Origin of the sequence: Mycobacterium colombiense (assembly GCF_001672755.1) — a bacterium.
Taxonomy (GTDB): Bacteria; Actinomycetota; Actinomycetes; order Mycobacteriales; family Mycobacteriaceae; genus Mycobacterium; species Mycobacterium colombiense_C.
On record NZ_LZKI01000052.1, the window covers coordinates 30,971 to 54,124 of the forward strand.

Below are 23,154 nucleotides of genomic sequence, written 5' to 3' on the forward strand. Positions count from 1 at the left end.
TAACTGGAAACCAAGGCGTGGCAACCCCAGCTGGATTCCGCCGGCGATCCTGGCGGGCGATAAGCTCAGTGGCGTGTACGGACAGCAGGACCGCGATGGCTGACCCCCCGATACGCATCGGCATCCTGGGGGTGGCAAGCATCGCGCCGTCCGCGTTGATCAATCCCGCAAAGAAGAACGCGGAGGTGGTGGTCGCCGCCGTGGCGGCCCGCGACGTGCCGCGTGCGGAGGCGTTTGCCGCAAAGCACGACATCCCCAGGGTGCACGGCGATTACGGGGCGTTGATCGCCGATCCCGACATCGACGCCATCTACAACCCGCTGCCGAACGGCCTACACGGGCGCTGGACCCGGGCCGCACTCGCCGCCGGCAAACACGTGCTGTGCGAAAAGCCGTTCACCGCCAACGCGGCCGAGGCCCGCGAAATCGCACAGCTGGCAGCGGATTCGGACCGCGTGGTGATGGAGGCCTTCCACTACCGCTACCACCCGCTGACGCTGCGCGCCGAGGAGATCATCGCCTCCGGCGAGCTGGGCACGCTGCGGCACGTGGAGGCCGCGCTGTGTTTCCCGCTGCCGAAGTTCTCCGACATCCGCTACGACTACGCGCTTGCCGGCGGGGCGACCATGGACGCGGGCTGCTACGCGGTGCACATGGCCCGCACGTTCGGTGGGTCCTCCCCGGAAGTCGTCTCGGCACACGCCAAACTGCGCGACCCCCGGGTCGACCGGGCGATGACCGCCGAGCTGCGATTCCCGGCCGGCCACACCGGGCGGGTGCGCTGCTCGATGTGGTCGCCGCGGTTGCTGCAGATCAGCGCCCGGGTGATCGGCGAACACGGGGAACTGCGCATCCTGAATCCGGTGCTGCCACAGTCTTTCCATCGGCTGTCGGTGCGATCGCGGCGGGGCAGACGGATGGAACGGTTCGGGCGCCGGGCTTCCTACGCGTATCAACTGGACGCGTTCGCCGCGGCGGTGTTGCGCGGCGAACCGGTCAAGACCACCCCGCACGACGCGATCGACAACATGACCGTCATCGATGCGATCTATCGCGCCGCGGGTCTCCCGCTGCGCTACCCGAGCTGAACGTCCGACAGCAACCGCTGTGCGGCCTCGACACACGGGCGCAGGCGGTCGATCGGGCTCACGCCGGCCAGCGCCAATGATCGCCTGGGCACTTCGATTTCGAGCACGGTGTCGCGGGGCAGCGCGGACAGCAGGTCGTGCAACGGAAGTTCGCCATCACCGGGCACCATCCGCTCGAACATGGCCTCCTCCATGTAGTTGTCGACGCGCGGCCGCAGCGTTGTGTCGTTGAGCTGGGCGTAGCCGATCTGCTCGGCATCGATGGCGGCCAGCTCGGCGGCCCCGGCGCCAGACCGCACCAGGTGCATGGTGTCGATCAACAGCCGGAATTCGCTGCGGCCAACGTATTCCGTGGCCGCCAGCGCGGCGTCCAGGCCACCGATGGTCAGGCCGGGCACCGGTTCGACGACCGTGCCGATGTCACGCTGCGCGGCGAGCTCGGTCAGTGCGGCGAGCTGATCGAGCGTCCGGGGCAGATCGGGGTCGAGGCTGACCACGTTGATGCGCGGGACACCGAGCTCGGCCAGCACGTCGAGGTCGCCGCCCAGCGCGCTCACGTCGGCGCCGGGCAGCACCAGGAATCCGTCGCCGAGCGAGATGCTCACGCCCCGGTCGTCCATCGCGGCGAGCAGGTCCTTGCGCAGAACGGTGTCGTCCTTCAACGAGAACGGGGGATAGCCGAGCGGCACCAGCGGCATCCCCTGCACGGCGACCGAGACGTAGCGGCACCCCAGATCAGCGGCGAGATTCACCAATTCGATTGGCGGCAAACCGAATACGCTGAGCATGCCGATGCCGAGGCGATCCGGACGCCCCGGGGTCGTCATGCGGGGCGACCCACCAACTGGGCCAATTGCGCCGCGCCCTGGGCTGTTTGGGTGGTCAGCACGATCCGCCCGGACGTGGCCGGTTGTTCGATGATCGGTGCTTCCAGGACCATGTTGTCCCGGACGAAGGCCATGTGGTCCTGGAGATGAGCGCCGGTGAATGCGGTCCACGCGGCCGCCGACGGCGGGTCCAGCACCAGGGTCAGCTCGTAATAGTCCGCGGTCAGCGACTTCGGTGGGTCGACGCGGACGAGCCCGAGCTGCATGGTCTCGGGACCCAACGTATAGACGGTGGTCCGCCCGATGTCACAGGTGGTAAGGACGTCGGTCGGCTTGACGGGAGTGTTCGGATCCGTGGCCGGGCACTTCACCGCGGGCGTCGTCGGCTGTGACTTCGTCACCGGCCGGACCGGCAACGGGGCGATCTTCACGACCGGCGGCGGTGGCGGGGGTGGCGGCGCGGTGGTGCTGGGCGGCGCGGTGGTCGACGAGGTGGACGGGGCAGGCTTGTGCGTCTGCTGGCAGCCACACATCGCCGCCGCGAGCAGGCCGATGGACCCGAGCCAGGCGGCGGCACTCTGCGCGCTGAATCGACGCACGCTCAATCGACGGTGAATCATCGTCGATGGACTCTACCCGCAGGATCTTTGATTCCATGTCCGATGGGAACTCCTGCACCGCAATTTCTTTGGGGATCGCCGGCGCGCCGCGTAGAAATCGCGCAATTCGCTGAAGGTTGCCGGACCGGGCTGGCCTGCATGCATGCGGCATTCCGGCGCGCACGGAAACGCGCCCTTTACTGACACTACGAAAATAGAGTAGGGTCGCGGTCTAGACGATTATGGATAAACGCCGAAAGCCCAACCCCGCCGAGCGCCGCCGCGATCTGTGCGATGCGGCGATCCAGTTGTTGGCCGATGACGGGGCCAAGGGACTGAGTCATCTGAAGGTCGACCGCGCGGCCGGGGTGCCGGACGGCACCACCTCGTTCTATTTCCGCACCCGGTCGGCGCTGTTGCGCGCGGTGGCCGAGCGCTCGGCCGAGCTCGACCTCGCCGAGTTGCAGGCGATCGCGGACAGCTCCGAGGGCGCGGGTGCGGATCGCGCGCCCTCGCGGTTGTCGCAGGTGGTCATCCAGGCGGGCAGCGATCCGCAGTTGTATCGGACCAGGGCCCGCTACGAGCTGACCATGCAGGCCACCCGCGACCCCGCGCTGGCCGCGATTCTGCAGCAGTCCACCGACGAGTTCACCAAGCTGCACCGGGAGATCCTGGTGCAGCTGATGCCGCACGGCGCGGACCTGGATCCGGCCGTCGTCGAGGATCTGAGCAACGTCACGCTGACGTTCATCAACGGCCTGCTACAGCGGTTCGCCCATGGCGACCGGATCATCGACAGCGCCGAACAGCTCGACGGGATCCTCTCGGCGATCGCCACCGGCATCCTGAAGAGTTCGGACAAGGGGCGGCTGACCCAGGCCGGCGGCCTGCGGGTGTTGCGCCGCGGGGCGGCCGGGTCCGCGTGAGGACGCCGCCGGAACACGCGGGCTATGGATCTTGCCACGGCATCCGCTGTATGGTTCTCTACGAGAATAGAGTAGGCCTACGTTCATGCGTCGTTTTCTCCCGCGCTTGTGCAGAAGTCAGAGCGACGCAATTAAGCGGAGTGTATAAATTGCCCTCGACCGAATCCAGCGCTGCGACGCTGGCAGCGCTAGCCCTGGTGCAGGTCATGCGGGCATCCAAAACTGCAGCGGTAGGAGGGTTTTCGTGACGGCGAGCACCGATAGCCATGTTCGGTTCGATCCATACGATGTCGGGCTGATCGCCGACCCGTATCCGATGTTCGCGCGATTGCGCGAAGAGGCGCCGCTTTATTACAACGCCGAATACGACTTTTACGCGGTGAGCCGCTACGCCGACGTCAGCAGGGCGCTTGTCGACCACGACACCTACAGCTCCGCGCGCGGCGCGATCCTCGAGCTGATCAAGGCCAACCTCGAAATCCCGCCGGGCATGTTGATCTTCGAAGACCCGCCGATTCACGACGTGCACCGCAAGCTGTTGTCGCGCATGTTCACCCCACGCCGGATTGCCGCGCTCGAGCCGATGATCCGCGACTTCTGCGCTCAACTGCTGGATCCGCTGGTGGGCTCGGGCCGTTTCGACTTCGTCGCCGATCTGGGTGCGCAGATGCCGATGAAGGTGATCAGCATGCTGCTCGGCATCCCCGAAGACGACCAGGAGTACATCCGCGACCGGGGCAACGCCCAGTTGCGCACCGAGGCCGGCAAGCCCATGAGCGCCGCCGAGCACGGCCTGGCCGTGGGTGAGCAGTTCGAGGCCTACATTGATTGGCGCGCCGACCACCCGTCCGACGACATCATGACCGAGCTCCTCAACGTCGAATTCGTGGACGAAACCGGGACCACCCGGCGGCTGTCTCGCGAAGAGATCCTGGTGTACCTCAACGTCGTTGCGGGGGCTGGCAACGAAACGACAACGCGGCTGATCGGTTGGTCCGGAAAGGTTCTCGCCGAACACCCCGATCAGCGCCGGGACCTCGTCGAGAACCCGACGCTCATCCCGCAGGCCATCGAGGAATTGCTGCGATACGAGCCGCCGGCACCGCACGTGTCGCGCTACGTGACCCGTGACGTCACGGTGCACGACCAGACGGTGCCCGAAGGCAGCGTGATGATGATGCTCATCGGATCGGCGTGCCGCGACGAGGCCCAGTTCGGGCCGGACGCAGGCGATTTCAACATTCATCGCACCGTCCGTCCGCACCTCACCTTCAGCATGGGGACTCACTTCTGTCTGGGATCGGCGCTGGCCCGCCTGGAAGGCCGCGTCGCGCTGGAGGAGATCCTGAAACGATTCCCCGAGTGGGAGGTCGACCTGACCAAAGCAGTCCTCAGCCCGACCTCCACGGTCCGCGGCTGGGAGTGCATGCCTTCCCTGGTGCCATGATGACCGGCCGGGTCGAGGGCAAGGTCGCTTTCGTCAGTGGCGCCGCGCGCGGGCAGGGCCGCAGTCACGCCGTCCGCCTGGCGCAGGAGGGCGCCGACATCATCGCGATCGACGTCTGCGGGCCGATCGACAACCTGGCCTATCCGCACTCGACGCCGGAAGACCTTGCCGAGACGGCGGATCTGGTCAAGAACCTCGACCGGCGGATCGTGACCGCGCAGGTGGACGTCCGCGACTACGACGCGCTGAAGGCTGCGGTGGACAGCGGGGTCGAACAGCTCGGCCGTCTCGACATCATCGTCGCCAACGCGGGCGTCGGCACCGATGGCAGGAAGCTGCACAAGATCCGCGAGGACGTGTGGCAGGACATGATCGACATCAACCTCAGCGGCGTGTGGCATACCGTCAAAGCGGCGGTGCCGCATGTCCTTTCGGGTGGACGCGGTGGCTCCATCGTGCTCACCAGTTCGGTCGGCGGCCGCAAGGCCTACCCGAACACCGGGCATTACATCGCCGCCAAGCACGGCGTGATCGGCCTGATGCGGGCCTTCGCCGTTGAGTTGGGCCCGCACATGATCAGGGTCAATTCGGTGCTGCCCACCCAGGTCAGCACCACGATGGTGATGAACGACAACACCTATCGGCTCTTTCGCCCGGATCTGGAAAATCCCGGACCGGACGACTTCGCCCCCATCTCGCAAATGATGCACACACTGCCGGTGCCTTGGGTGGAAGCCACCGACATCAGCAATGCTGTCCTGTTCCTCGCCTCTGACGAATCTCGTTATGTCACCGGCGTTTCGCTTCCCGTCGATGCGGGCAGCTTGCTCAAATAGGCGTCAACCCCAAGTGAAAGAAGAAGCCCATGCCCGAATATGACTACGAAAAGCTGAAGAAGGAAGCCGAGCAGTACATCAAGTTCGAGAAAGACAAGAAGAACCGGATCGCCTACATCACCTTTGATCGTCCCGACGCGCAGAACGCCACCAGTCTGGGCATGCGGCAGAACTACGCGGACCTGATCCACAAGTGCAACGTGGACGATGACGTCAAGGTGGTCGTGATCCGTGGCGAGGGCCAGGATTTCGGCAGCGGCGGCGACCTGCCCGAGCAGCGCCCAATGCTGGAGAATCCCGGTCTCCCGCTGCATCACGAGCTCGCGATCAACGATGACGACGTCAAGTACCCGCCGGGTGGTTCGTACCGCTACCTGTCCACCGTCACCGACTTCTACGCCAAGGCCCGTGCCGGAAACCGTCCGCTGCAGGAGCTTCGCAAGATCAGCATCATCGAGGCCAAGGGCTACTGCTACGGGTGGCACTTCTACCAGGCCGGCGACGCCGACCTGGTGATCTCCTCCGACGACGCCCTGTTCGGTCACCCCGCCTTCCGGTACGTGGGGTGGGGACCGCGGCTGTGGTGGTGGGCCGAGACGATGGGCCTGCGCAAGTTCTCCGAGATGCTGTTCACCGGAAGGCCGTTCAGTGCGAAGGAGATGTACGACTGCGGCTTCGTCAACAGCGTGGTGCCACGCGATCAGCTGGAAGCGGAGACCGAGAAGTACGCCATGGCGTGCTCACGGTCCCGCCCGACCGACACGGTCGCGGTGCAGAAGACCTTCCTCGAGCTGTACAAGCAGCACAAGGGCGAGTACTTCGGCAGCCTGCTGACCGGCATGGTCGAGGGCATGCTGCCGATGATCCAGAACGACGCGCAAGAAGTTGACCTCACCGAAGGCACTTTCAACAAGGGCCTCAACAACGTGGTCAAGGACAACGACATGAACTTCCCGCCGGAGTGGCGCCTGAGCCGCTCGGGCCGCGCGAAGCCCTGACCGTTTTGGCGGGGCGTGCATGTCCGCGCTGACGGGTATCAGGGTCGTCGAGTTAGCCGAATCGGTCGCGGGGGAGTACTGCGGGAAGCTGCTGGCCGACTTCGGCGCCGAGGTCATCAAGATCGAGGCGCCGAAGCGCGGCAGCGCGACCCGCGCCATGGCGCCCGTCCTCGCCGACGGGTGCGAAGGCAGCGCGTTGTTCGCCTACTTGAACACCAACAAGCGCTCCGTCGTCCTCGATCTCGGTTCGACGGCCGACGCCGAGCGGCTGCACCGGCTGATCGACACCGCGGACGCGGTCATCGACGGCCGGGCCACGGCCTGGTCCGCGCGGCACCCGTCGGTAATCTTCTGCTCCATCACCCCGTACGGCCAAGGGGTGGCCTCCGAGTTCGATAATGCCCGGAGCATCAACGTGTTCCACGCGAGCGGTTGGGGGTACCACACCCCGAGCCACCCGGACATCGGCAAGCCTCCGCTGCAGGGGCCGGGCCGCTTCCTGGCCGATTACGAGGCCGGGCTGGAGGCTGCGCTGTGTGTTGCGTCGTCGCTCTGGGGCCGGCTGCACACCGGCCGGGGCGAGTTCATCGACATCTCCCAGCAGGCCGTGCTGGTCTCACGTGCCGATTGCATCCTGGGTCGCCTCGTGACCGGCGAGGTACCGGCCGACGGTGAGCGGGGTGATTTCGATCAGGCCGGGCCGGCCTCGTTCTTCGAGTGTGCCGATGGCTTCGTCTACCTGTACATGACCAGCGGCGCGCACTGGGCCGGCATGAAAACCTTGATGGGCCATCCGGAATGGCTCGATACGTTCGAGGATGACTGGCTGGAGTTCTCCGTCACCGCCGAGAAGGTCGCCGCATTTCAGCGTGGCTTCGCCGGCTGGGTTGCCGGCCTGCCCAAAGACGAGGCCTCGGAAAGGGCCCAGCGGCTCGGTGTCCCGCTGGTGCCCGTCAACGGCGCCGCGGACCTGTATCACTCGCCCCAATACCGGCACCGCGGATTCTTCCAGCGGGTTCTCCATCCGGTGCTGGGTGAAGCGGCGTATCCGACCGTGCCCTACGCATTTAGCGCGTCGCCCGCGCACATCGCCAGTGCCGCACCCGGTCTCGGTGAGCACACCCGGTCGGTGCTGGACAGCATCGACTCCCCGCGCGCCCGCCCGACGGTCAAGTCGGCGCAACTGAAGCCGCCCAGGGATGCCCGGGGTGGACCGCTGGAAGGCGTGCGGGTCGTCGAGCTCACCAAGGTGTGGGCCGGCCCGTACGCGGGCAAACTGCTGGCGATGCTGGGCGCCGAAGTCATCAAGATCGAGACGGGAGCCAGCCCCGAGGAGATGCGCGCCTACGGCGGCACCGACATCAACCACGCACCGTATTTCTTGAGCATCAACCCCGAGATCCTCAGCGTGGATCTCGATATCAAGTCGGCCGAGGGAATGGCGCGGCTGCGCGAGCTGATCGCCCGCAGCGACATCGTCATCAACAACCTGCGCCCGGGCGCCATGGAGCGCCAGGGCCTGGGGTACCAACAGCTCACCGAGATCAAGCCCGACATCATCTCGGTGTCGATCAAGATGTGGGGCAACGACGGGCCGATGGGCCACCAAACCGGTTATGCCCCATGCTTTGCCGCGCTGGCCGGACCGGCCTCACTGGTCGGCTATCCCGATGGGCCGCCGCTCGGGACCAGCATGCGCTACGGCGACTCGACGGTGGGCGCGGCCGCCGCCTATGCCGCCGTGGTGGCGCTGCTGCATCGGGAACTCAGTGGCGTCGGGCAATTCGTCGACGTGTCGGCCGTGGAGACCCTCTCTTCGATGATCGGTGACTGCCTGCTGGAGCAATCGCTGACCGGACGACCCCTGGGGCCCAGCGGCAACGCCAACCCGGACCTGTGCCCGCATGGTTGCTACCCGTGCGCCGATGGGGCGTGGATCACGGTGGCCGTCGCGAGTGACGCCGAATGGCGCCGGTTGTGCGAGGCACTCGGCGCCGCACCACTGGCCGACGAGCCCCCCTACGCCAGGCGCGAGGCGCGACACAAGCACGCCGACGCGCTCGATGCGGACCTCGCCCGGCTCACCCGAGGCCAGGATGCGGAGCGACTCGCCGAGCGCCTGCGGGCGGCCGGGGTGCCGGCCGCAAAGAGCGCCACCTCGGTGGATGTGATTGCCGATCAACGGCTGTGGGACCGCGAGCTGTACCGCTTCGTCACGGATCACCGCGAGGGCCAGCGACCGGTGCTGGGTCCGTCCTGGCGAATGGCGCACCGTCCGGCCCGCATCGCGCGCGGTGCGCCGGACCTGGGCGAGGACACTGACTACGTTCTTCACGAGATACTCGGCAAGCAACCGATGGGCGGGACATGACGACACTGGCGCGCACAGCGGCCCTGGTTACCGGCGCCAGCAGCGGCATCGGCGCGGCGACAGCCCGAGCGTTGGCGGCCCAGGGCGCGGCGGTGGCCCTGCTCGCACGCCGTGCCGACCGGTTGGCGGAGCTGAAAGCCGAGATCGAATCCGCCGGTGGCACAGCGCTCGTGGTGGCCGCCGACGTCACCGATGCCGAACAGGTGGCGGCCGCGGTGCAGCGCACCGCTGCGGAGCTGGGACGGCTCGACATCCTGGTGAACAACGCAGGCCTGATGCAGTCGGCGCCCGCGACCGAGGCGTCGCTGCAGGATTGGGACCAGATGGTGTCCGTCAACGTTCAGGGTGTCCTCTACGCCACCCGCGCGGGGCTTCCCCACCTGATCGACGCGGCCGCCGACTCGCCGCGCGGCGTGGCAGACCTGGTCACCATCAGTTCCACCGCCGGCTGGGTGGCCCGGCCGAACACGGCGGTGTATTCGCTGACCAAGTTCGGCGTCAACGCCTTCAGTGAGGGTCTTCGGCAGGAGGTGCTCGGCAAGCGGGTGCGGGTCGGAGTGGTGGGCCCCGGAACGGTCGACACCGAAATCTTCAGCCACCTGGCCGAAACGTCGCGCGAGGCGTTCGAACGGCAGACCGCCGACATGGTCATGCTGCGGCCCGAGGACATCGCGGATGCGGTGCTGTTCATGGTGACGCGTGACCGGCGGGTCGCGGTCAATCACATGCTGGTGCGCTCCGCCGAGCAGACCTGGTAGCGGCGTGGACTCGCATTGGGTGATCGGCGACCAGCACGGATTGCCGCTGCCGGCTGACCCTGCGGCGTTGCACGTCGGGGGAGCATCGTTCCTCACCAACGCGTTTCGGGCCTCCGGTGTGCTCACGGAGAGCAGCGTCGCCCGGATCAGCGAATTTCGCGAGATCGGCGGTGGCAGCACGGGCCGCAAGGTGATGCTGTCGGTCGAATACGACCGCCCCGCGCCGAATCTGCATACCGAGCTGTTCGTCAAATTCTCCCGCGATCTCGACAATCCGGTGCGCGACCGCGGAAAGAGCCAGATGGAGTCCGAGGTCCGATTCGCCTCGCTGGCGCGTGCGCCCGGATTCCCCATCGCGGTGCCCATCCCGCAGTTCGCCGATTACCACGCGCAGAGCGGCACCGGGATCCTGATCACCGAACGAATCGGCTTCGGCGCTAACGGGATCGAACCCCAATACCATAAGTGCCTCGACTACGAGATGCCCGAGCCGTTGCAGCATTACCGCGCGCTGCTGACCGCCCTCGCGCGGCTTGCGGGCACGCACCGGTCCGGCCGGCTGCCCGCGGAACAGATTGAGCACTTTCCGCTGGACGTGCAGTCCGCAACGGTGGGGGAGCGGGCACCGCTGTCGATGGACAAATTGCAGCGACGGGTGCATCAGCTGGGTGAATTCATCGACACCCACCGAGGGCTGGCGCCGGCCGGCGTGGGCACCCCGGAGTTCCTGGCGCGATTGGCCGACGAGGCACCGCGGTTGGCCCTTTTCGAGGACGCGATCGCGGATCACTTGGCCGCCGACGGTGACTACGTCGCGCTGTGCCACTGGAACGCCAATGTCGACAACGCGTGGTTCTGGCGGGATGGCGACGGCACTTTGCGCTGCGGCCTGATGGACTGGGGATGCGTCGGCCAGATGAACCTGGGCATGGCCCTGTGGGGGGCGATGTCCGGCGCCGAGAACGAGATGTGGGATACCCATCTCGACGACCTTTTGGACTTGTTCGTCGCCGAATTCGAGCGTTGTGGCGGTCCGCGCCTGGAGCCGGACCGGCTGCGTCGGCACACGCTGCTGTATGCGGCGGTGATGGGCGTGGCCTGGTTGCTTGACGTTCCCGCATTGGTACGCAAGCGATTCGACATCGCGCCGTGCAGCCGGATGGATCCGCGGATCAGGGATGACGAGGGCGTGCGCGCACCCCTGCAGATGCTGTCGAACCTGCTGTTGCTGTGGCAGCGGCACCCGCTGGGCGACCTGCTTGACGAGGCGCTGGCCGAGGAAGGGCGCGTCGCCTAGGGCTCGTCCTCGTCGCGGTCCTGGAGCAGCTTCTCGGGATGGTGAAACACGTTGGTGCGGGGCCTTCCCCGGTCCAGGTGCGGAGGCGGCAGCCATTCGGTATCACCTCGGGCGTTCTTGCGGGTGGTCCAGCCACCGGGTCGCAGTAGGCGGTGCTGGGGTCCGCAGGCGAACGTGAGGTCGTTGACGTCGGTGTTGCGGCACGTGGCGTATTCGGTGACGTGGTGGACTTCGCAGTAGTAGCCCGGCGTGGTGCACCCAGGGGCCGAGCAGCCGTGATCCTTGGCGTACAGGACGATTCGCTGTCCGGGTGAGGCCAGGCGTTTGGTGTGATACAGCGCGAGCGCCCTGCCCTTGTCGAAGATCGCCAAGTAGTGGTGTGCGTGGCGAGCCAGGCGGATCACGTCGCTCATCGGCAAGATGGTGCCGCCACCCGTCAAGCCGTGCCCGGCGGCGGATTCCAGCTCTCGCAGCGTTGTGGTCACGATGATCGCGGCCGGTAAGCCGTTGTGTTGCCCGAGGTTTCCCGACGCGAGCAGTCCTCTGAGTGCGGCATTGAGCGCGTCGTGCTGGCGTTGGGCGGCTGATCGCGGATCACGCTCGATGGCTTCCTGGGTGGGTGCGCCGTCGACGCACGGGCTGTCGTCCAGGGGATTGCACATCCCCGGCGCGGCGAGTTTGGCCAAGACGGCTTCGAACGTGGCGCGTGCCTCTGGGGTGAGCCACCCGCGCAGCGGCGACATGCCGTCGGCTTGCTGGTTGCCCAGCGTCAGGCCGCGTTGCCGAGCCCGGTCTTCGTCGGTGAAGGTGCCGTCGGGGTTGAGGCAATCGGCCAGAATGTCGGCCAGCTTGCCGAGTTGTTCGGGCCGATAACGGGTTCCCTCGATGGCGAGTTTGGCCTCGGCCTGCTCGCGGGTGGCCGCATCTATCCAGCCGGGCAACTGGTGGTAGAACTTGCGGATCACCGCGACCTGGCCGGTGCCGACCGTGCCGTCCCGTTGCGCGGCCGCGGTGGCGGCCAGCATCGGTGCCAGCGGTTCGCCGGTCAGCCCGTGCCGTGGACCCAGATCCCGCGCCTCCTTGATGCGCCGGGACGCTTCGGAGCGGCTGATCAGCGTGGCCTCGGTGATCGCATGCGCCAGCGTGCCCCCGAGCTCCTCGGACGGGGCTTGGCGGGCAAGGGAATTGACGAGTGGATGCTCGATTGCCGGCAACCGGCGACGCACCTTCTCGCAGCGTTCCAACAGCGCCAATTGCTCGCGCGCGGTCAGTGCATCGGAGTCGTACCCGACCAGATCGTCGCAGGCAGCGTCGATGACGTCAAACGCCGCGGACAGGGCCTCCCGATCTACGCTCACACCCCGAAGCTAGCGGAGCCCACCGACAAAAAACGTGAGCTTGTGACCACTGGAACTCAAGTGGCACAAGTTATTTCACGGAGTCCACGATGGACTTGTGGTCAGCACCTCGACTCCACTCCCGGTGATGTGCACGGTGTCTCGGCGGAACACGGCGCCAACGCCTTGCTGCCACACGTACCCGGTGATCGCCAACACCATCCCGGCCTCGAGTACGTCGTGTTCGCCTGCGGCAACCAGCGTTTCGGACACCACGGGCGGGTCGAAACCCAGCCCCAGCCCGTGCGCGACCGGCATCGGCGGGATCGGCTCACCCGCCCCCTCGTAGGCGGCGAGTAGATCGCGGGTGGACGCAGCCGGGCGACATGCGGCAAGCATCCTGTCGTACAACCCATTCGAGCGCTCGAAGAGCGCGCGTGCCTCGCCGGTGACGCTATCGCCGGCCGGCCACGTTCGGCCGACCTCGGCAACGTAGCCATTCGCCAGCGCGCCGGCGGCGAACGCGACGAGATCGCCCGGATGGACCTCGTGAGCGGCCGCACGACGCCACGGCTGTTCCCGCGAGGTGACCCATGCCGCGTCCTGGGTGGCCGGAGTGCTCACCCCGCCCGCGGCCATCGCCTCCATCATCACCCCGGCCAGCGTCCGCTCCGCAACACCCGGCGCCAATTCGCCCAGTGCGGTGGTCAATCCGTGTTCGGCGACGCGCAAGGCCTGATCCATCGCCGCGATTTCGCCGGGCGTCTTGATGCGTCGCGCCGCACGCATCGCCGGCTCGGCGTCGACGAGCTGGGCATTGGGAAACGCCTCGGGCAGCAGCGCGGCGAAAGTCGGTGTGATCGCGTCGGTTCCGACCCGCCGCGCCGCCTCGGCGCCGTCGACCTTCTTCAGGACATCGATGAGCGTCATCGGGTTCCAGGCCAGACCGTACAGGTGATCGTGGCCGATCTCTTCCGGAACGCCCTCGTCGTCGGTGCTGTTGAGGTAGATGTCTCCGGTGGAGCGCACCAGCACACACATCGGACCGAACGGTCGGGTGCCCGCTATCCACAGCTGCGGAGCGCCGGTGACGTAACGAATGTTGGCCTGCCGGCCGAGCACCAGGATGTCCAGGCCGTGCTCGTCCATCGCGGCCAGCGCCCGTTCCCTCCGGCCCAACCGCAACGCCCGTGCGTCGGGCAGTACTTCAGTCGCCATAGGGGGTGTACGGGTAGTCGGTGATCGGCGCGTAGCCGTCTTCGGTGATCACCACGATCTCCTCACTGCGGTAGCCTCCTGTGCCGTCCTCCCACACCACGGGTTCCAGCACCAGCACCATGCCGGGCGGGAAGACGAAGTTGTCATCGAACTCCTCGCCGAGATCCGTTCCGATCATCGGCGCTTCGGCGGGGTAGGTGCCGATGCCGTGGCCCAGATAGAAATGCGGCAGCCACGGTTTGCGACCGCCGTTTGCCGCGATCGCAGCGCGCGCCAGGTCGCCTGAGGTCACGCCGGCTTTGGTGACCGCGAGCACGGCGTCCAAAATGGTGCGCCACTGCCGGAATTGGTCTTGCTGTCGTGGCGTGGGCGTCTCGCCGACCACCCAGGTGCGGCCGAAGTCCGAGCAGTATCCGTGGTAGGTGATGCTGATATCCGTCCACAGCACGTCGCCCGCGGTGAGCTCCCGATCCGTGGGTAGCAGCGGCAGCGCGAGATCGCCGTGGGTCGTCCACACTCCGGCTTCCCGCGAGCTCGGCATCACCTGCCAGATGGCCTCCAGCATGTTGGTGGTGGCGCCAAGCTCGAATGCGCGACGCACGAACGTGGCCGAAAGATCGATCTGACGCACACCGGGTTTCAACGCCTGCTGCACGTCGACGATCGCCCGTTCGGTGATGCGGGCCGCCCGACGCAGACAAGACAACTCGTCCCGGGTCTTCACCAGTTGCGCGGCGCCGAGCACGATCGCCGCGTCGGTCGGCGCACCCGCGGGAAACAGCTTGGCCGCCGCCCGCCGCATCGCACCGGTGAGTTCGTCGACGGCGACGTTGGACCCCGGCGGGACGAGCCCGGCCAGCTTTCGCGCGAAATCCTGGACACCGTGCTCGAATTCGAGGTAGGCGGGACCGTGCAGATGGTCGTCGGGCACGGGATACTGCGCGGACGCCCCGCTGCGGAACGGCATGAACAGGTGCGGATGCACGTCGTCGGCGAGGACGACGGCGACCGGGCGCTCCACGTGTGACAGGCCGGCGTCCAGGAGGGGCCAGCTGGCGCCGGTCGCGTAGCCGACGTAGCCGTTCATCAGCAGGATCAGGGCATCGACACCGTGTTCGGCCATGGCGGATCGCAACCGCGCGCCGATCTCTGTGCGCATGCGCGCCCAATCCGGCTCATCGGGGATGTCGAGCACCGAGGCGCGGGCAGTAACCGAATTCGTCATGTGGGGATCCCCAGGAAGTTCTTGATGTTGCCACCGACAACTCGGACGGCGTCCTCGGGACCGACCGCGTCGACCACCGCGGCCAGCGAACGCTCCGAATAGCCGAAAGTGCTTTCGTTGTGCGGGTAATCGGACGACCACATCACCTTGCCGATACCGATCTCGTCGATCTGCCGCAGCCCCAGCGGATCGACCATGAACGAGGCGCACATATGTGTGTCCCAGTAATGCCGGACGTCACGTGCCGGCTGGTGGGCCAGCATGTGCCGATAGGAGGCCAGCACGTGCTCGGCGTCCTGCAGAGCGGTTGGGACCCAAGCGATTCCGCCCTCGAACCAGCCGATCCGCAGTCGCGGATGCCGGTCCAGGATGCCGCCGAAGATGTACTTGGAGAACATCTCCCGGAACGAGTCGATGTTGACCATCATGGCCACCGCGACGCTGTTGACCTCGCTGGGGAATTTGGGCTGGCTCTCGCCGATGTGGTGGGTGACGGGCAGCCCGGCCTCCTCGATCTCGTCCCATACCGCGCTCATCGCCGTGCTCGAATAGTCGATGGGCAGCCCGTCGCGATCGTTTCCGGGGCTGATCGGCATCAGAAACGTCTTGAGCCCCAACGCCTTCAGCTCAGCGAGCGTGCGCTGCGCCCCGGCCGGGTCCCACCAGTTGATCAGCCCAACCCCGTAGCAATGGCCCTTGGAGCGCTCCTGGACGCCGGCGATGTGCTCGTTGTAGACGCGGAAGATCCGCTCGCGAATCTCGTGGTCGGGGTGGTGGAACAGCGCAAGCACCGCGTTGGGGAAGGCCAGTTCCTTGTCGACGCCGTCCTCGGCGAGCTCGCGAACCCGGGCGTCGACGTTGTTGGTGGCGGCCCCGGCCAGGTCGTCGTATTGCATCAGCACCGCGCTGAAATCGCCGACCACCATCGACTGCCCGGGCGGGCCGAGCAGATACGCACCGTCCTCGTACCAGATCCGGGGCGCCTGATCCTTCAACTCGGCGGGAAAGCCTTCGTAGAAGATGTCGTCGGCCACCGAGATGTGGTTGTCGGCGGAGAACACCTCGGTGCCCGCCGGCAGGCCGGTGCTGAACTCCGCCGCGTGGCCGCGCCGGTCCTTGGGTGCACCGATCACGCCTTCGGGGTAAAGCGTTGGGGCTGGGCTGGACATCGTCGTCCCTTCGTTTTCGGAGATCAGTTCGCGTTCAGCGGGTCAGCACACCGATCCGCTGGAGATCAGCCAGGTATTTGTCGATGAGCTCCCTCGACAGGTGGGGGATCGCACGCCCGGCGGCATGGACGGCCCCCCGGAATCGCGCTCCGGGCACCGGCGATCCCGCCATCGCGGCCATGGGTTCACGGTAGACGTCGAGCACCGTCAGCACCGACGGTCCGCGCTGATTCTCCGGAAGAGCACGCATCGCCGTCTCGAACCGAGCGAGCCAGGCCGCATAATCGTCGATCTTTTCCACCGGAAATCCCGCCGCGATGATCCAGTCGACGAACGTATCCAGCGAGATTCCGTCGTCGTGCGGATTGGTCGTGTTGTAGGTGTCGAAGCTGCTGCCGTGCTGTGGCCCGATCGCGGCGATCGCGTCGGCCAGGAAATCGACCGGCAGACCCTCGTAGTGCGGGCGACCACCGCCACCCCGATAGAACGAGCGTGGAGCGACTCCGGTGGCGACCAGGCTGAACAGCAACCGGGTGAAGATGTCGGGCACGTTGAGCTGTCCCGCGTAGCGGCGGTCGGCCAGGATCATGCCGGGGCGGAACACCGCAATGGGCAAGCCGCACAGGTCGTGTGCCTCGCGCATCAGGACCTCGCCCGCCCACTTGCTGATGCCGTAGCCGTTGGCGTAACGGTCGTCGACCGTGCAGCTGGGCACCGAGCGGCGGATGTCGGTCTCCTCGTCCACGAGCTGATGTGCGACGGCGCTGACCCCCATCGTGGAGACGTAGTGAATCGGCTTGAGCCGGCGCGTGATTGCCAGCCGGATGATTTCTGCGGTGCCAGCCACGTTCGGCGCGAACAACTGGCGGTAGGGCAGCACGTGGTTGACGTGCGCCGCCGGGTGCACGACGAGATCGACCGTGTCGGTCAGGCGCCGCCACGTCGCCTCGTCCAGCCCGAACCTCGGCTCGCCGATGTCACCCGCGACGACGTCGAGATGATCGGCGGCCAGGGCCCGGAAGCGTTCCAGCAGCGCCGGGTCCGAGCCCAGCACCGCTTCGATCCGCTGGCGGGCCCGCGTGGCGTCGGCGCCCCGGGTCAGGCAGATCAGGGTGCCGCCCGATTCGGCGAGGCCCTCGAGCCATTCCATGGCCAGGAACCGGCCCAGGAATCCGGTTGCGCCGGTGAGCAAGACGGTGCGAACCTCGGCCGTCGGCTGCGACAGCAACATCGCCGATTTCAGGATGTCGTCATCGATGAATTTGTTCAGGGTCAGGTCCTCGGCGTGCACCTCGGCGGTGCCGGCACCGTGCACGGATGCGTACGTGGGCCGGCCGGTGCCCGGGGCGCGCTGCCGTTCGATGAGGCCGGCGATGGTGAGCAGGTCTCCGGTCGGGTCGATCACCACGCCGACCGGAACCTCGATGCCATAGATGTCGGCGAGCAGGGTCGAAAAGGTCAGCGCCGAAAGGGAATCACCGCCCAGGTCGATGAACCTCGCCTCCGGGGACACGTCGGCCGCGGCGATACCCAGGGTGGCCTGGACCGCTTTGGTAACGGTCGCCAGCACCGGCTGATCGGCGCCGCCGGTGCGCAGGACGCGAAGCTGCCCGAGTTGGTCGTCGGCGATGCGCGCATAGAGCTCTTCCAGCCTGTCGCCGTAGCGCGCTTTGAGCTTGGGCCGCAAGAACTTTCCGACGCCGGACAGCAATCCGTTGGCCAGGCTGAACGGCTCCGTCTCGATGAGGAAGTCGCGGGGCAGTTCGTAGCCGTTGAGTTGGTTGTCGCGTGCGACCTGGCGCAGCGACTGGGCGATCGCGGCCGGGTCGGCGCCGTCGTGGGTCGGCACGACCACGGCGAGCAGGAACGAGCGGGCGCTGTTGCCGTAGATGTAGATCTGATGGATCAGGGGGCTGGTCGAGTACAGCGCCTCCAGGCGGGAGACCGCGACGAACTCACCCTGGGCGAGCTTGATCACATTGTTGCGGCGGTCGACGTAGCGCAGCCGGTCCGGTCCGACCTCGGCCATGATGTCGCCGGTCTTGTAGTAGCCGTCCGCGTCGAACATCGTCGCGGTCAAATCGGGCCGGTTGTAGTAGCCGGCCATGAAGCGCGCCGACTTGACCGCCAATTCCCCTCGCGGATAAGGCTTGTCGGTGTTGAAGTAGCCGAGCTCGGGGACGTCGAGCAGCTTGTAGTCGATGACCGGCGGGCGCAGCACGTGCTCGTCGGCAACGATCATTCCGCCGGCGATCTCGGTGGACGAATAGCCGATGAGCAGGTGCTGGTCGAGCACCTCTTCCATGAACTCCTTGATCTCCGGCGACAACGCGGCCGAGCCGCAACCCACCGCCAGCACGCGGCCACCCAGGATCTCTTCCCGGATAGCCGCGGTGATCTGTGGTCCGGCGGCGTCGGGGTCGGCGCCGGCCATCAGGGCGCGGTCCAGCTCGCGCTGGTAGTGGTGGTAGAACATCTCGCACACCCGCGGCACCAGGCTCATGGAGGTGGGCCGCACCAGTGCCAGGTCCTCGAACAGTGTCGACAGGTCGCTCTTGGCGGCGAAGTAGCTGGTGCCCCCGTTGGCCAGGGTCAGGATGACGTACCCGTACCCGATCAAATGGCTCATCGGCATGTAGCTCAACGTGATGACCGGCTGATCGGACTGCGCCAACCAGGTTCCGATGCACAGGCTCTCGGTGAACATCGCGCCCTTGGGGGTGCCGGTGCTGCCCGACGTGTAGAACACCCATGCCAACGGATCGTCGCCTTCCGCGGCGACGTGCAGGGGCGCGGGTGGCAGGACCGCGCCATGGGTGGCGACGGTGTCGATCGTCTCGATGGTCAGCGCACTGTCGGCCTCGGACAGCCGCGCGACCGCGGCCTCGAAGCCGGCGCGCTGCTCGTCGTCGCGCGGTTCGTAGTCGAAGACGATCAGGCGGTCCGGCGCGGTGCCCGCCAGCGTCGCCTCGACGGCGCTCGCGAGATTGTCGATGCCCACGGCCAGAATCCGCGGCCGGGTCTCGGCGAGGATGGGTGCGTGCTGTGCGGCAGGCGCGCTGGTCTGCAACGGCACCACCACCGCGCCGAGGTGGATGCAGGCGCACTCGATGGCGGTGTAGTCGATGCTGGCGAATCCCAGCACGCAGACGAAGTCGCCGGCGCGAACCGGGTGGCGTTCGTGGTGATGCCAATCGGCGGCCGTGGCCTGCACGCGCGCCCACAGGTCGGCGTAGGTGATGGTCTCGAAGCGCGGCAGGAAGTGCAGCAGCGAACGCCCGGTTGCCGGGTCGGTGACGACCTCGCGAGCGCGCTGCGCGAGCGCGGGCCTTGTCGCGTAGCCCTGCAGGACGGTCGCCATCACCTCGGCGATCCGCAACCCGGGTGCGCGCGCGGCGGCGGCGATGTCGTCGTCGGGCTTGGTGTTGCGGAACTGTTCGTCGTCGGCGTACAACCGCTCGCGCCGGCGCGCCACCCGCTCCCACTGGTCCTGCTGTGCACCAGGATCTTTGACGTCACTGCGACCGACGAACGCCATCTATCACCACTTTCTGACGTCAACCCGGATAGCTGACACCGGTGAGCTGCTCGGAAAGCTGCCACAGCTGTCGCATATCGGCCTCGCTGCGCGCCAGCCGCGGGACGCCCGCGAAAGTGACTCCACCCCTGACCGTTTCGTAGAAGCCGCGCGGTCCGTAGTATGTGGCGCCCTGCGCGTCCGGCGACACCGCGGCGTAGAGGGTCGGCTTTATGCCTTCGTCGATATCGAGCCACATGAACGGCAGCAGCCGCCACGTCAGCCGCGTCAGCCGGGCCTGCAACGTCGGTGTAGCGCGGCCGTACGACGCACCGCTGAGCAGGTTGGTCTTGGTCAGGCCGGGATGGGCGGCATTGGACATCAGCCCCCATCCACCCGCGCGGCTGCGCCGATCCAATTCGACGGCGAACATCAGCTGCGCCAATTTGGCAATCCCGTAGGAGCGCATGGGTTTGTAGCCGTGTTCGGCGTTGACGTCGCCGAAGTCGATACTGCCCTGGGTGGCGGCGATGCTGCTGACCGTCACCACGCGTGCGGATTCCGCGGCCCGCAGCAGACCCAGCAGCCGTCCGGTCAACGCGAAATGGCCTAAATGGTTTGTCCCGAACTGCAATTCGAAGCCGTCGCCGGTTTCCTGCCGTTGCGGGGGTGTCATGACGCCCGCGTTGTTGATCAGGATGTCGATCGGGCGACCTTCTGCGGTCAGCTCCTCGCCCAGCGCGGCGACGCTGGACAGCGACGCCAGGTCGAGCTGCCTGATGCTGAGCTTGGCCTCCGGCACCTCCCGGCGGATCTCGGCGATCGCCCGTTCGCCCTTGCCCCGGTCGCGAATCGCCATCACGACGTCGGCACCGGCGGCCGACAGGCGCTTGGCCAACCCGAACCCCAAACCGCTGTTGGCCCCGGTCACCACGGCAAACCTGCCACGCAGATCTGGAACGTCCAGCGACAGATCGGGCTTCACCATGTCACGGGCAGCTCGTAAAGGCCGTACGCCAGTGCGTCATGTTTGAACGGCAAGTCATTCAGCGGCACGGCAAGCTGCAGTGTCGGAATGCGGCGGAGCAGCGTGGGCAAGACGATCTGCAGTTCCATGCGGGCCAGCTGCTGACCCACACACTGATGGCGACCGTAGCCGAACCCGACGTGCGGCCCGTCCTCGCGGAGCAGGTCCAGCCGGTCCGGGTTGGGGAACTGGCGGTCGTCCCAGTTGGCCGGGGCGACGTCCAGGATGATGCCGTCGCCGGCGCGGATCGTCTCGCCGCCGATCTCTATGTCCTCGACGGCGATTCGCCGCTGACCGGTCTGGATGATGCTCAGATAGCGCATCAGCTCTTCGACCGCGGTGGCAACCACCTTCGGGTCATCGGCGTCACGCAGCACCGCTCGTTGATCCGGGTGTTCGAGCAACGCCGCAATGCTCAGGCTGATCATGTTCGCGGTGGTCTCGTGGCCCGCGATCAGCACGCCGGTGGCCAACTGTGCGGCCTCGCGCACGCTGATCTCTTCGGCGTTGACCCGCTCAGCCAGGTCGGATACCAAATCCTCTGACGGGCTTTGCATCTTGGTCCGAACCAGGTTGGCCAGATACTTCGCCAACGAGGCGGCGCCCTGTGCGGTGTCCTCCTCGGTCGCGTAGCGGCCCATTCCCCGCTGGGCTTGGGTCTGGAAGAACTCCGCGTCCTCGTAGGGCACGCCCAGCAGTTCGCTGATGACCAGGGAGGGGACCGGCAGCGAGAGGGTGCTGACGATGTCGCCCGGCTTCGGGCCCGCCAGCAGGGCGTCGATGTGGTCGTCGGTGATCTTCTGCACCGCCGGCCGCAGCGCTTCAACTCGCTTGAACGTGAACGGTTTAGACAGCATCCGGCGGAACCGGGTGTGTTCTTCGGCGTCGGAGGTGAACACCGAGCGCGGGCGCTTGTGCACCGTGGCCAGCATGCCCGCGTTCCAGTGCGGATAGCCGGGCAGCCGGTCGTCGACGCTGGTGCGGGAATCGGTGAACAGGGCGCGTATCGCGTCGTAGCCGTGGATCAGCCACGGCGTGCTGTCGTCCCAGATCCGGACCCTGCTCAGCTGCTTGTCGGCGTTGAGCTCCAACACCTTCGGAGGCGGCGCGAACGGGCAGCCCGGCGCCCGTGTCATCGGGAACTCCGGAATATCGGTGGCGGTGGGTCCTTCGGTCATCGTGCTCCTCGGTTGTCGGCCTGCGCGGTCGTCTGCGTGGGCTGGCCGCCGGCCGCGCCCACGTGAACCGGCGCGCGCCACAGGCCGACGATCGCGTCGATCAGCCCTTCGCCGGCCACCGGCCACGCCGAACGCGACCGCGGTCCGCTTTCGGCGAGCGCGCCTTCGTGTTCCGCGCAGGTGTGCATGAGCAGGTTGCGCACCATCACCATTCGTTCCGAACGCACCCGCTTGGGCAGCTCCGGCAGGCAGCGGTTGATGCCGTCAAGCGTCTGCACCAGCAACGGCGACGCCAGTGCGTCTCTGGTGACCACATGGCGGTAGGTCGGATCGGCCATGGCCTGCGCGGCGAATCGGGCGTACCAGGTCGGGGAGCCCAGCGCGGACAGGTGGTCGGTCAACGGGCGCACCAGGGCGCCGACCCAGTCGCGTAACTCGGTCGAATCGCCGATTGCGGCCAGCATCTGGGCGCGCAGCTCCTCGATCGGCTCGCGATGCTTGCTTTCGATCGCGCGGAGCAGGTCGACCCTGGTGCCGAAGTGGTAGCACGCCGCGGCGTTGTTGCCCTGGCCGGCCGCTTCGCTGATCTGCCGGTTGGACACGGCGTACATGCCCCGCTCGGCGAAAAGCACCTCGGCGGCCGACAAGATCGCCTCTCGGGTGCCCGTCGACCTGTCGGAGCGAGCGGCCCGTTCGGCAGTCATCGCCTCAGTGAACACCTCGCGCCGGGTTAAATCAAGCAATTTATTTATCCCGGCGGGTCGTGTGCGGATGCTCACCGAAAGCTTGGTTCGTCAGCGGCATTTCATCGCCGGGACGCCCTGACCCGGCGGCCGGCGAATACAGTCATGCCCATGAATCTGCTGCAGCGGCTGGCGCGCAACCCGACGGCCTACCGCGTGCTGGTTCTGAGCGGTCACCAGATCGTCGAGGGGCTCGAATCCGTGCTTCGTTTCCTGACCGGTGGACGGCTCGGCGCGTTGGATCTGGCCGGCCTGCCCAACGTGCGGATCACCATTTCCGGTCGCAAGACCGGTCTCGCCCGCAGCGCGACCGTGCAGTATGTACCCTTTCGCGACGGCCTGCTGTTGGTCGGATCGAACTGGGGGCGCGTGCGCCACCCGTCCTGGGCGGCGAATCTGAAAGCGGCGCAACGTGTCACCGTGCGCCGTCGTGGCCACCGGTTCGTGGCATCGGTGCGGCTGCTCGGTGGTGCGGAGCGCGACGAAGCGTGGGCCCAGGCACTGGCGTCCTGGCCGAATTATCGCCTCGCCCAGGAACGCGCCGGCGCGCGCCGGTTCCGGCTGTTTCTCCTCACGCCGGCCCCGTGAGTTTT

Annotated in this window: 19 protein-coding genes; 9 read left to right on the forward strand and 10 right to left on the reverse strand. The window is 67.0% G+C overall.

The annotated features are described in order from the left end of the window. The first annotated feature begins 95 nt into the window (after positions 1-95). Positions 96-1,088, forward strand: coding sequence for a Gfo/Idh/MocA family protein (locus A5708_RS06880; RefSeq protein WP_065027901.1), 993 nt, complete (start codon positions 96-98; stop codon positions 1,086-1,088). On the opposite strand, the gene A5708_RS06885 is transcribed toward A5708_RS06880, so the two are convergent. Next, entirely contained in the window at positions 1,076-1,915 is an 840-nt protein-coding gene (locus A5708_RS06885) for a sugar phosphate isomerase/epimerase family protein (RefSeq protein ID WP_065027902.1), read from the reverse strand. The genes A5708_RS06880 and A5708_RS06885 overlap by 13 nt on opposite strands. Continuing rightward, positions 1,912-2,448: a SecDF P1 head subdomain-containing protein gene (locus tag A5708_RS27865; RefSeq protein ID WP_331250434.1), complete on the reverse strand. Its 537-nt coding sequence runs from the start codon at positions 2,446-2,448 to the stop codon at positions 1,912-1,914. Before A5708_RS27865 ends, A5708_RS06885 begins: the two co-directional genes overlap by 4 nt. Before the next feature lie 308 nt (positions 2,449-2,756). Between A5708_RS27865 and A5708_RS06895 the strand changes: the two genes are divergently transcribed. The 7 genes from A5708_RS06895 (at position 2,757) to A5708_RS06925 (ending at position 11,147) form a co-directional block, all read left to right on the forward strand. Further along, on the forward strand, positions 2,757-3,440 hold the full coding sequence (locus A5708_RS06895; RefSeq protein ID WP_065027904.1) for a TetR/AcrR family transcriptional regulator: 684 nt from the start codon (positions 2,757-2,759) through the stop codon (positions 3,438-3,440). Positions 3,441-3,684: 244 nt separating this feature from the next. After that, positions 3,685-4,887, forward strand: coding sequence for a cytochrome P450 (locus A5708_RS06900; protein WP_065027905.1), 1,203 nt, complete (start codon positions 3,685-3,687; stop codon positions 4,885-4,887). Further along, positions 4,887-5,723 (forward strand): mycofactocin-coupled SDR family oxidoreductase, encoded by an 837-nt coding sequence (locus A5708_RS06905; RefSeq protein ID WP_065027906.1) that lies wholly within the window; start codon positions 4,887-4,889, stop codon positions 5,721-5,723. The genes A5708_RS06900 and A5708_RS06905 overlap by 1 nt, the downstream gene beginning before the upstream one ends. A 29-nt stretch (positions 5,724-5,752) precedes the next feature. Beyond that, positions 5,753-6,721: an enoyl-CoA hydratase/isomerase family protein gene (locus A5708_RS06910; protein WP_064877274.1), complete on the forward strand. Its 969-nt coding sequence runs from the start codon at positions 5,753-5,755 to the stop codon at positions 6,719-6,721. A 19-nt stretch (positions 6,722-6,740) separates the two neighbouring features. Further along, positions 6,741-9,092: a CaiB/BaiF CoA transferase family protein gene (locus tag A5708_RS06915; RefSeq protein WP_065027907.1), complete on the forward strand. Its 2,352-nt coding sequence runs from the start codon at positions 6,741-6,743 to the stop codon at positions 9,090-9,092. After that, positions 9,089-9,850 (forward strand): SDR family NAD(P)-dependent oxidoreductase, encoded by a 762-nt coding sequence (locus A5708_RS06920; RefSeq protein WP_065027908.1) that lies wholly within the window; start codon positions 9,089-9,091, stop codon positions 9,848-9,850. The genes A5708_RS06915 and A5708_RS06920 overlap by 4 nt, the downstream gene beginning before the upstream one ends. 19 nt (positions 9,851-9,869) lie before the next feature. After that, a complete protein-coding gene (locus A5708_RS06925) occupies positions 9,870-11,147 on the forward strand; it encodes a hypothetical protein (protein WP_065027934.1) in 1,278 nt (425 codons plus the stop codon). Here the strand turns inward: A5708_RS06925 and A5708_RS06930 are convergent. From A5708_RS06930 to A5708_RS06965, 8 genes are all read right to left on the reverse strand, one after another. After that, complete coding sequence (locus A5708_RS06930; RefSeq protein WP_065027909.1) at positions 11,144-12,505, reverse strand: HNH endonuclease signature motif containing protein; 1,362 nt, start codon at positions 12,503-12,505, stop codon at positions 11,144-11,146. The genes A5708_RS06925 and A5708_RS06930 overlap by 4 nt on opposite strands. A gap of 75 nt (positions 12,506-12,580) precedes the next feature. Beyond that, a complete protein-coding gene (locus A5708_RS06935; RefSeq protein ID WP_065027910.1) occupies positions 12,581-13,702 on the reverse strand; it encodes a M24 family metallopeptidase in 1,122 nt (373 codons plus the stop codon). Further along, the gene (locus tag A5708_RS06940) at positions 13,692-14,927 is read right to left on the reverse strand and encodes a M24 family metallopeptidase (RefSeq protein ID WP_065027911.1); all 1,236 of its coding nucleotides are present in this window, start codon (positions 14,925-14,927) and stop codon (positions 13,692-13,694) included. Before A5708_RS06940 ends, A5708_RS06935 begins: the two co-directional genes overlap by 11 nt. Next, a complete protein-coding gene (locus A5708_RS06945) occupies positions 14,924-16,096 on the reverse strand; it encodes an amidohydrolase family protein (protein ID WP_065027912.1) in 1,173 nt (390 codons plus the stop codon). The genes A5708_RS06940 and A5708_RS06945 overlap by 4 nt, the downstream gene beginning before the upstream one ends. 34 nt (positions 16,097-16,130) lie before the next feature. After that, positions 16,131-19,634 (reverse strand): carboxylic acid reductase, encoded by a 3,504-nt coding sequence (gene car / locus A5708_RS06950; protein ID WP_081292844.1) that lies wholly within the window; start codon positions 19,632-19,634, stop codon positions 16,131-16,133. Between the two features lie 19 nt (positions 19,635-19,653). Next, positions 19,654-20,601, reverse strand: coding sequence for an SDR family oxidoreductase (locus A5708_RS06955; RefSeq protein ID WP_065027913.1), 948 nt, complete (start codon positions 20,599-20,601; stop codon positions 19,654-19,656). Beyond that, a complete protein-coding gene (locus A5708_RS06960) occupies positions 20,595-21,818 on the reverse strand; it encodes a cytochrome P450 (RefSeq protein ID WP_065027914.1) in 1,224 nt (407 codons plus the stop codon). The genes A5708_RS06955 and A5708_RS06960 overlap by 7 nt, the downstream gene beginning before the upstream one ends. Beyond that, entirely contained in the window at positions 21,815-22,537 is a 723-nt protein-coding gene (locus A5708_RS06965) for a TetR family transcriptional regulator (protein ID WP_065027915.1), read from the reverse strand. The genes A5708_RS06960 and A5708_RS06965 overlap by 4 nt, the downstream gene beginning before the upstream one ends. A 135-nt stretch (positions 22,538-22,672) precedes the next feature. Between A5708_RS06965 and A5708_RS06970 the strand changes: the two genes are divergently transcribed. Beyond that, entirely contained in the window at positions 22,673-23,149 is a 477-nt protein-coding gene (locus A5708_RS06970) for a nitroreductase family deazaflavin-dependent oxidoreductase (RefSeq protein WP_065027916.1), read from the forward strand. Positions 23,150-23,154 lie beyond the last annotated feature (5 nt).

Coding starts and splice junctions, on each gene's coding strand:
- A5708_RS06880 (WP_065027901.1), top strand. CDS start 96: ATGGCTGACCCCCCGATACGCATCGGCATCCTGGGGGTGGCAAGCATC.
- A5708_RS06885 (WP_065027902.1), bottom strand. CDS start 1,915: ATGACGACCCCGGGGCGTCCGGATCGCCTCGGCATCGGCATGCTCAGC.
- A5708_RS27865 (WP_331250434.1), bottom strand. CDS start 2,448: ATGTGTGGCTGCCAGCAGACGCACAAGCCTGCCCCGTCCACCTCGTCG.
- A5708_RS06895 (WP_065027904.1), top strand. CDS start 2,757: ATGGATAAACGCCGAAAGCCCAACCCCGCCGAGCGCCGCCGCGATCTG.
- A5708_RS06905 (WP_065027906.1), top strand. CDS start 4,887: ATGACCGGCCGGGTCGAGGGCAAGGTCGCTTTCGTCAGTGGCGCCGCG.
- A5708_RS06910 (WP_064877274.1), top strand. CDS start 5,753: ATGCCCGAATATGACTACGAAAAGCTGAAGAAGGAAGCCGAGCAGTAC.
- A5708_RS06915 (WP_065027907.1), top strand. CDS start 6,741: ATGTCCGCGCTGACGGGTATCAGGGTCGTCGAGTTAGCCGAATCGGTC.
- A5708_RS06920 (WP_065027908.1), top strand. CDS start 9,089: ATGACGACACTGGCGCGCACAGCGGCCCTGGTTACCGGCGCCAGCAGC.
- A5708_RS06935 (WP_065027910.1), bottom strand. CDS start 13,702: ATGGCGACTGAAGTACTGCCCGACGCACGGGCGTTGCGGTTGGGCCGG.
- A5708_RS06940 (WP_065027911.1), bottom strand. CDS start 14,927: ATGACGAATTCGGTTACTGCCCGCGCCTCGGTGCTCGACATCCCCGAT.
- A5708_RS06945 (WP_065027912.1), bottom strand. CDS start 16,096: ATGTCCAGCCCAGCCCCAACGCTTTACCCCGAAGGCGTGATCGGTGCA.
- car (WP_081292844.1), bottom strand. CDS start 19,634: ATGGCGTTCGTCGGTCGCAGTGACGTCAAAGATCCTGGTGCACAGCAG.
- A5708_RS06955 (WP_065027913.1), bottom strand. CDS start 20,601: ATGGTGAAGCCCGATCTGTCGCTGGACGTTCCAGATCTGCGTGGCAGG.
- A5708_RS06960 (WP_065027914.1), bottom strand. CDS start 21,818: ATGACCGAAGGACCCACCGCCACCGATATTCCGGAGTTCCCGATGACA.
- A5708_RS06970 (WP_065027916.1), top strand. CDS start 22,673: ATGAATCTGCTGCAGCGGCTGGCGCGCAACCCGACGGCCTACCGCGTG.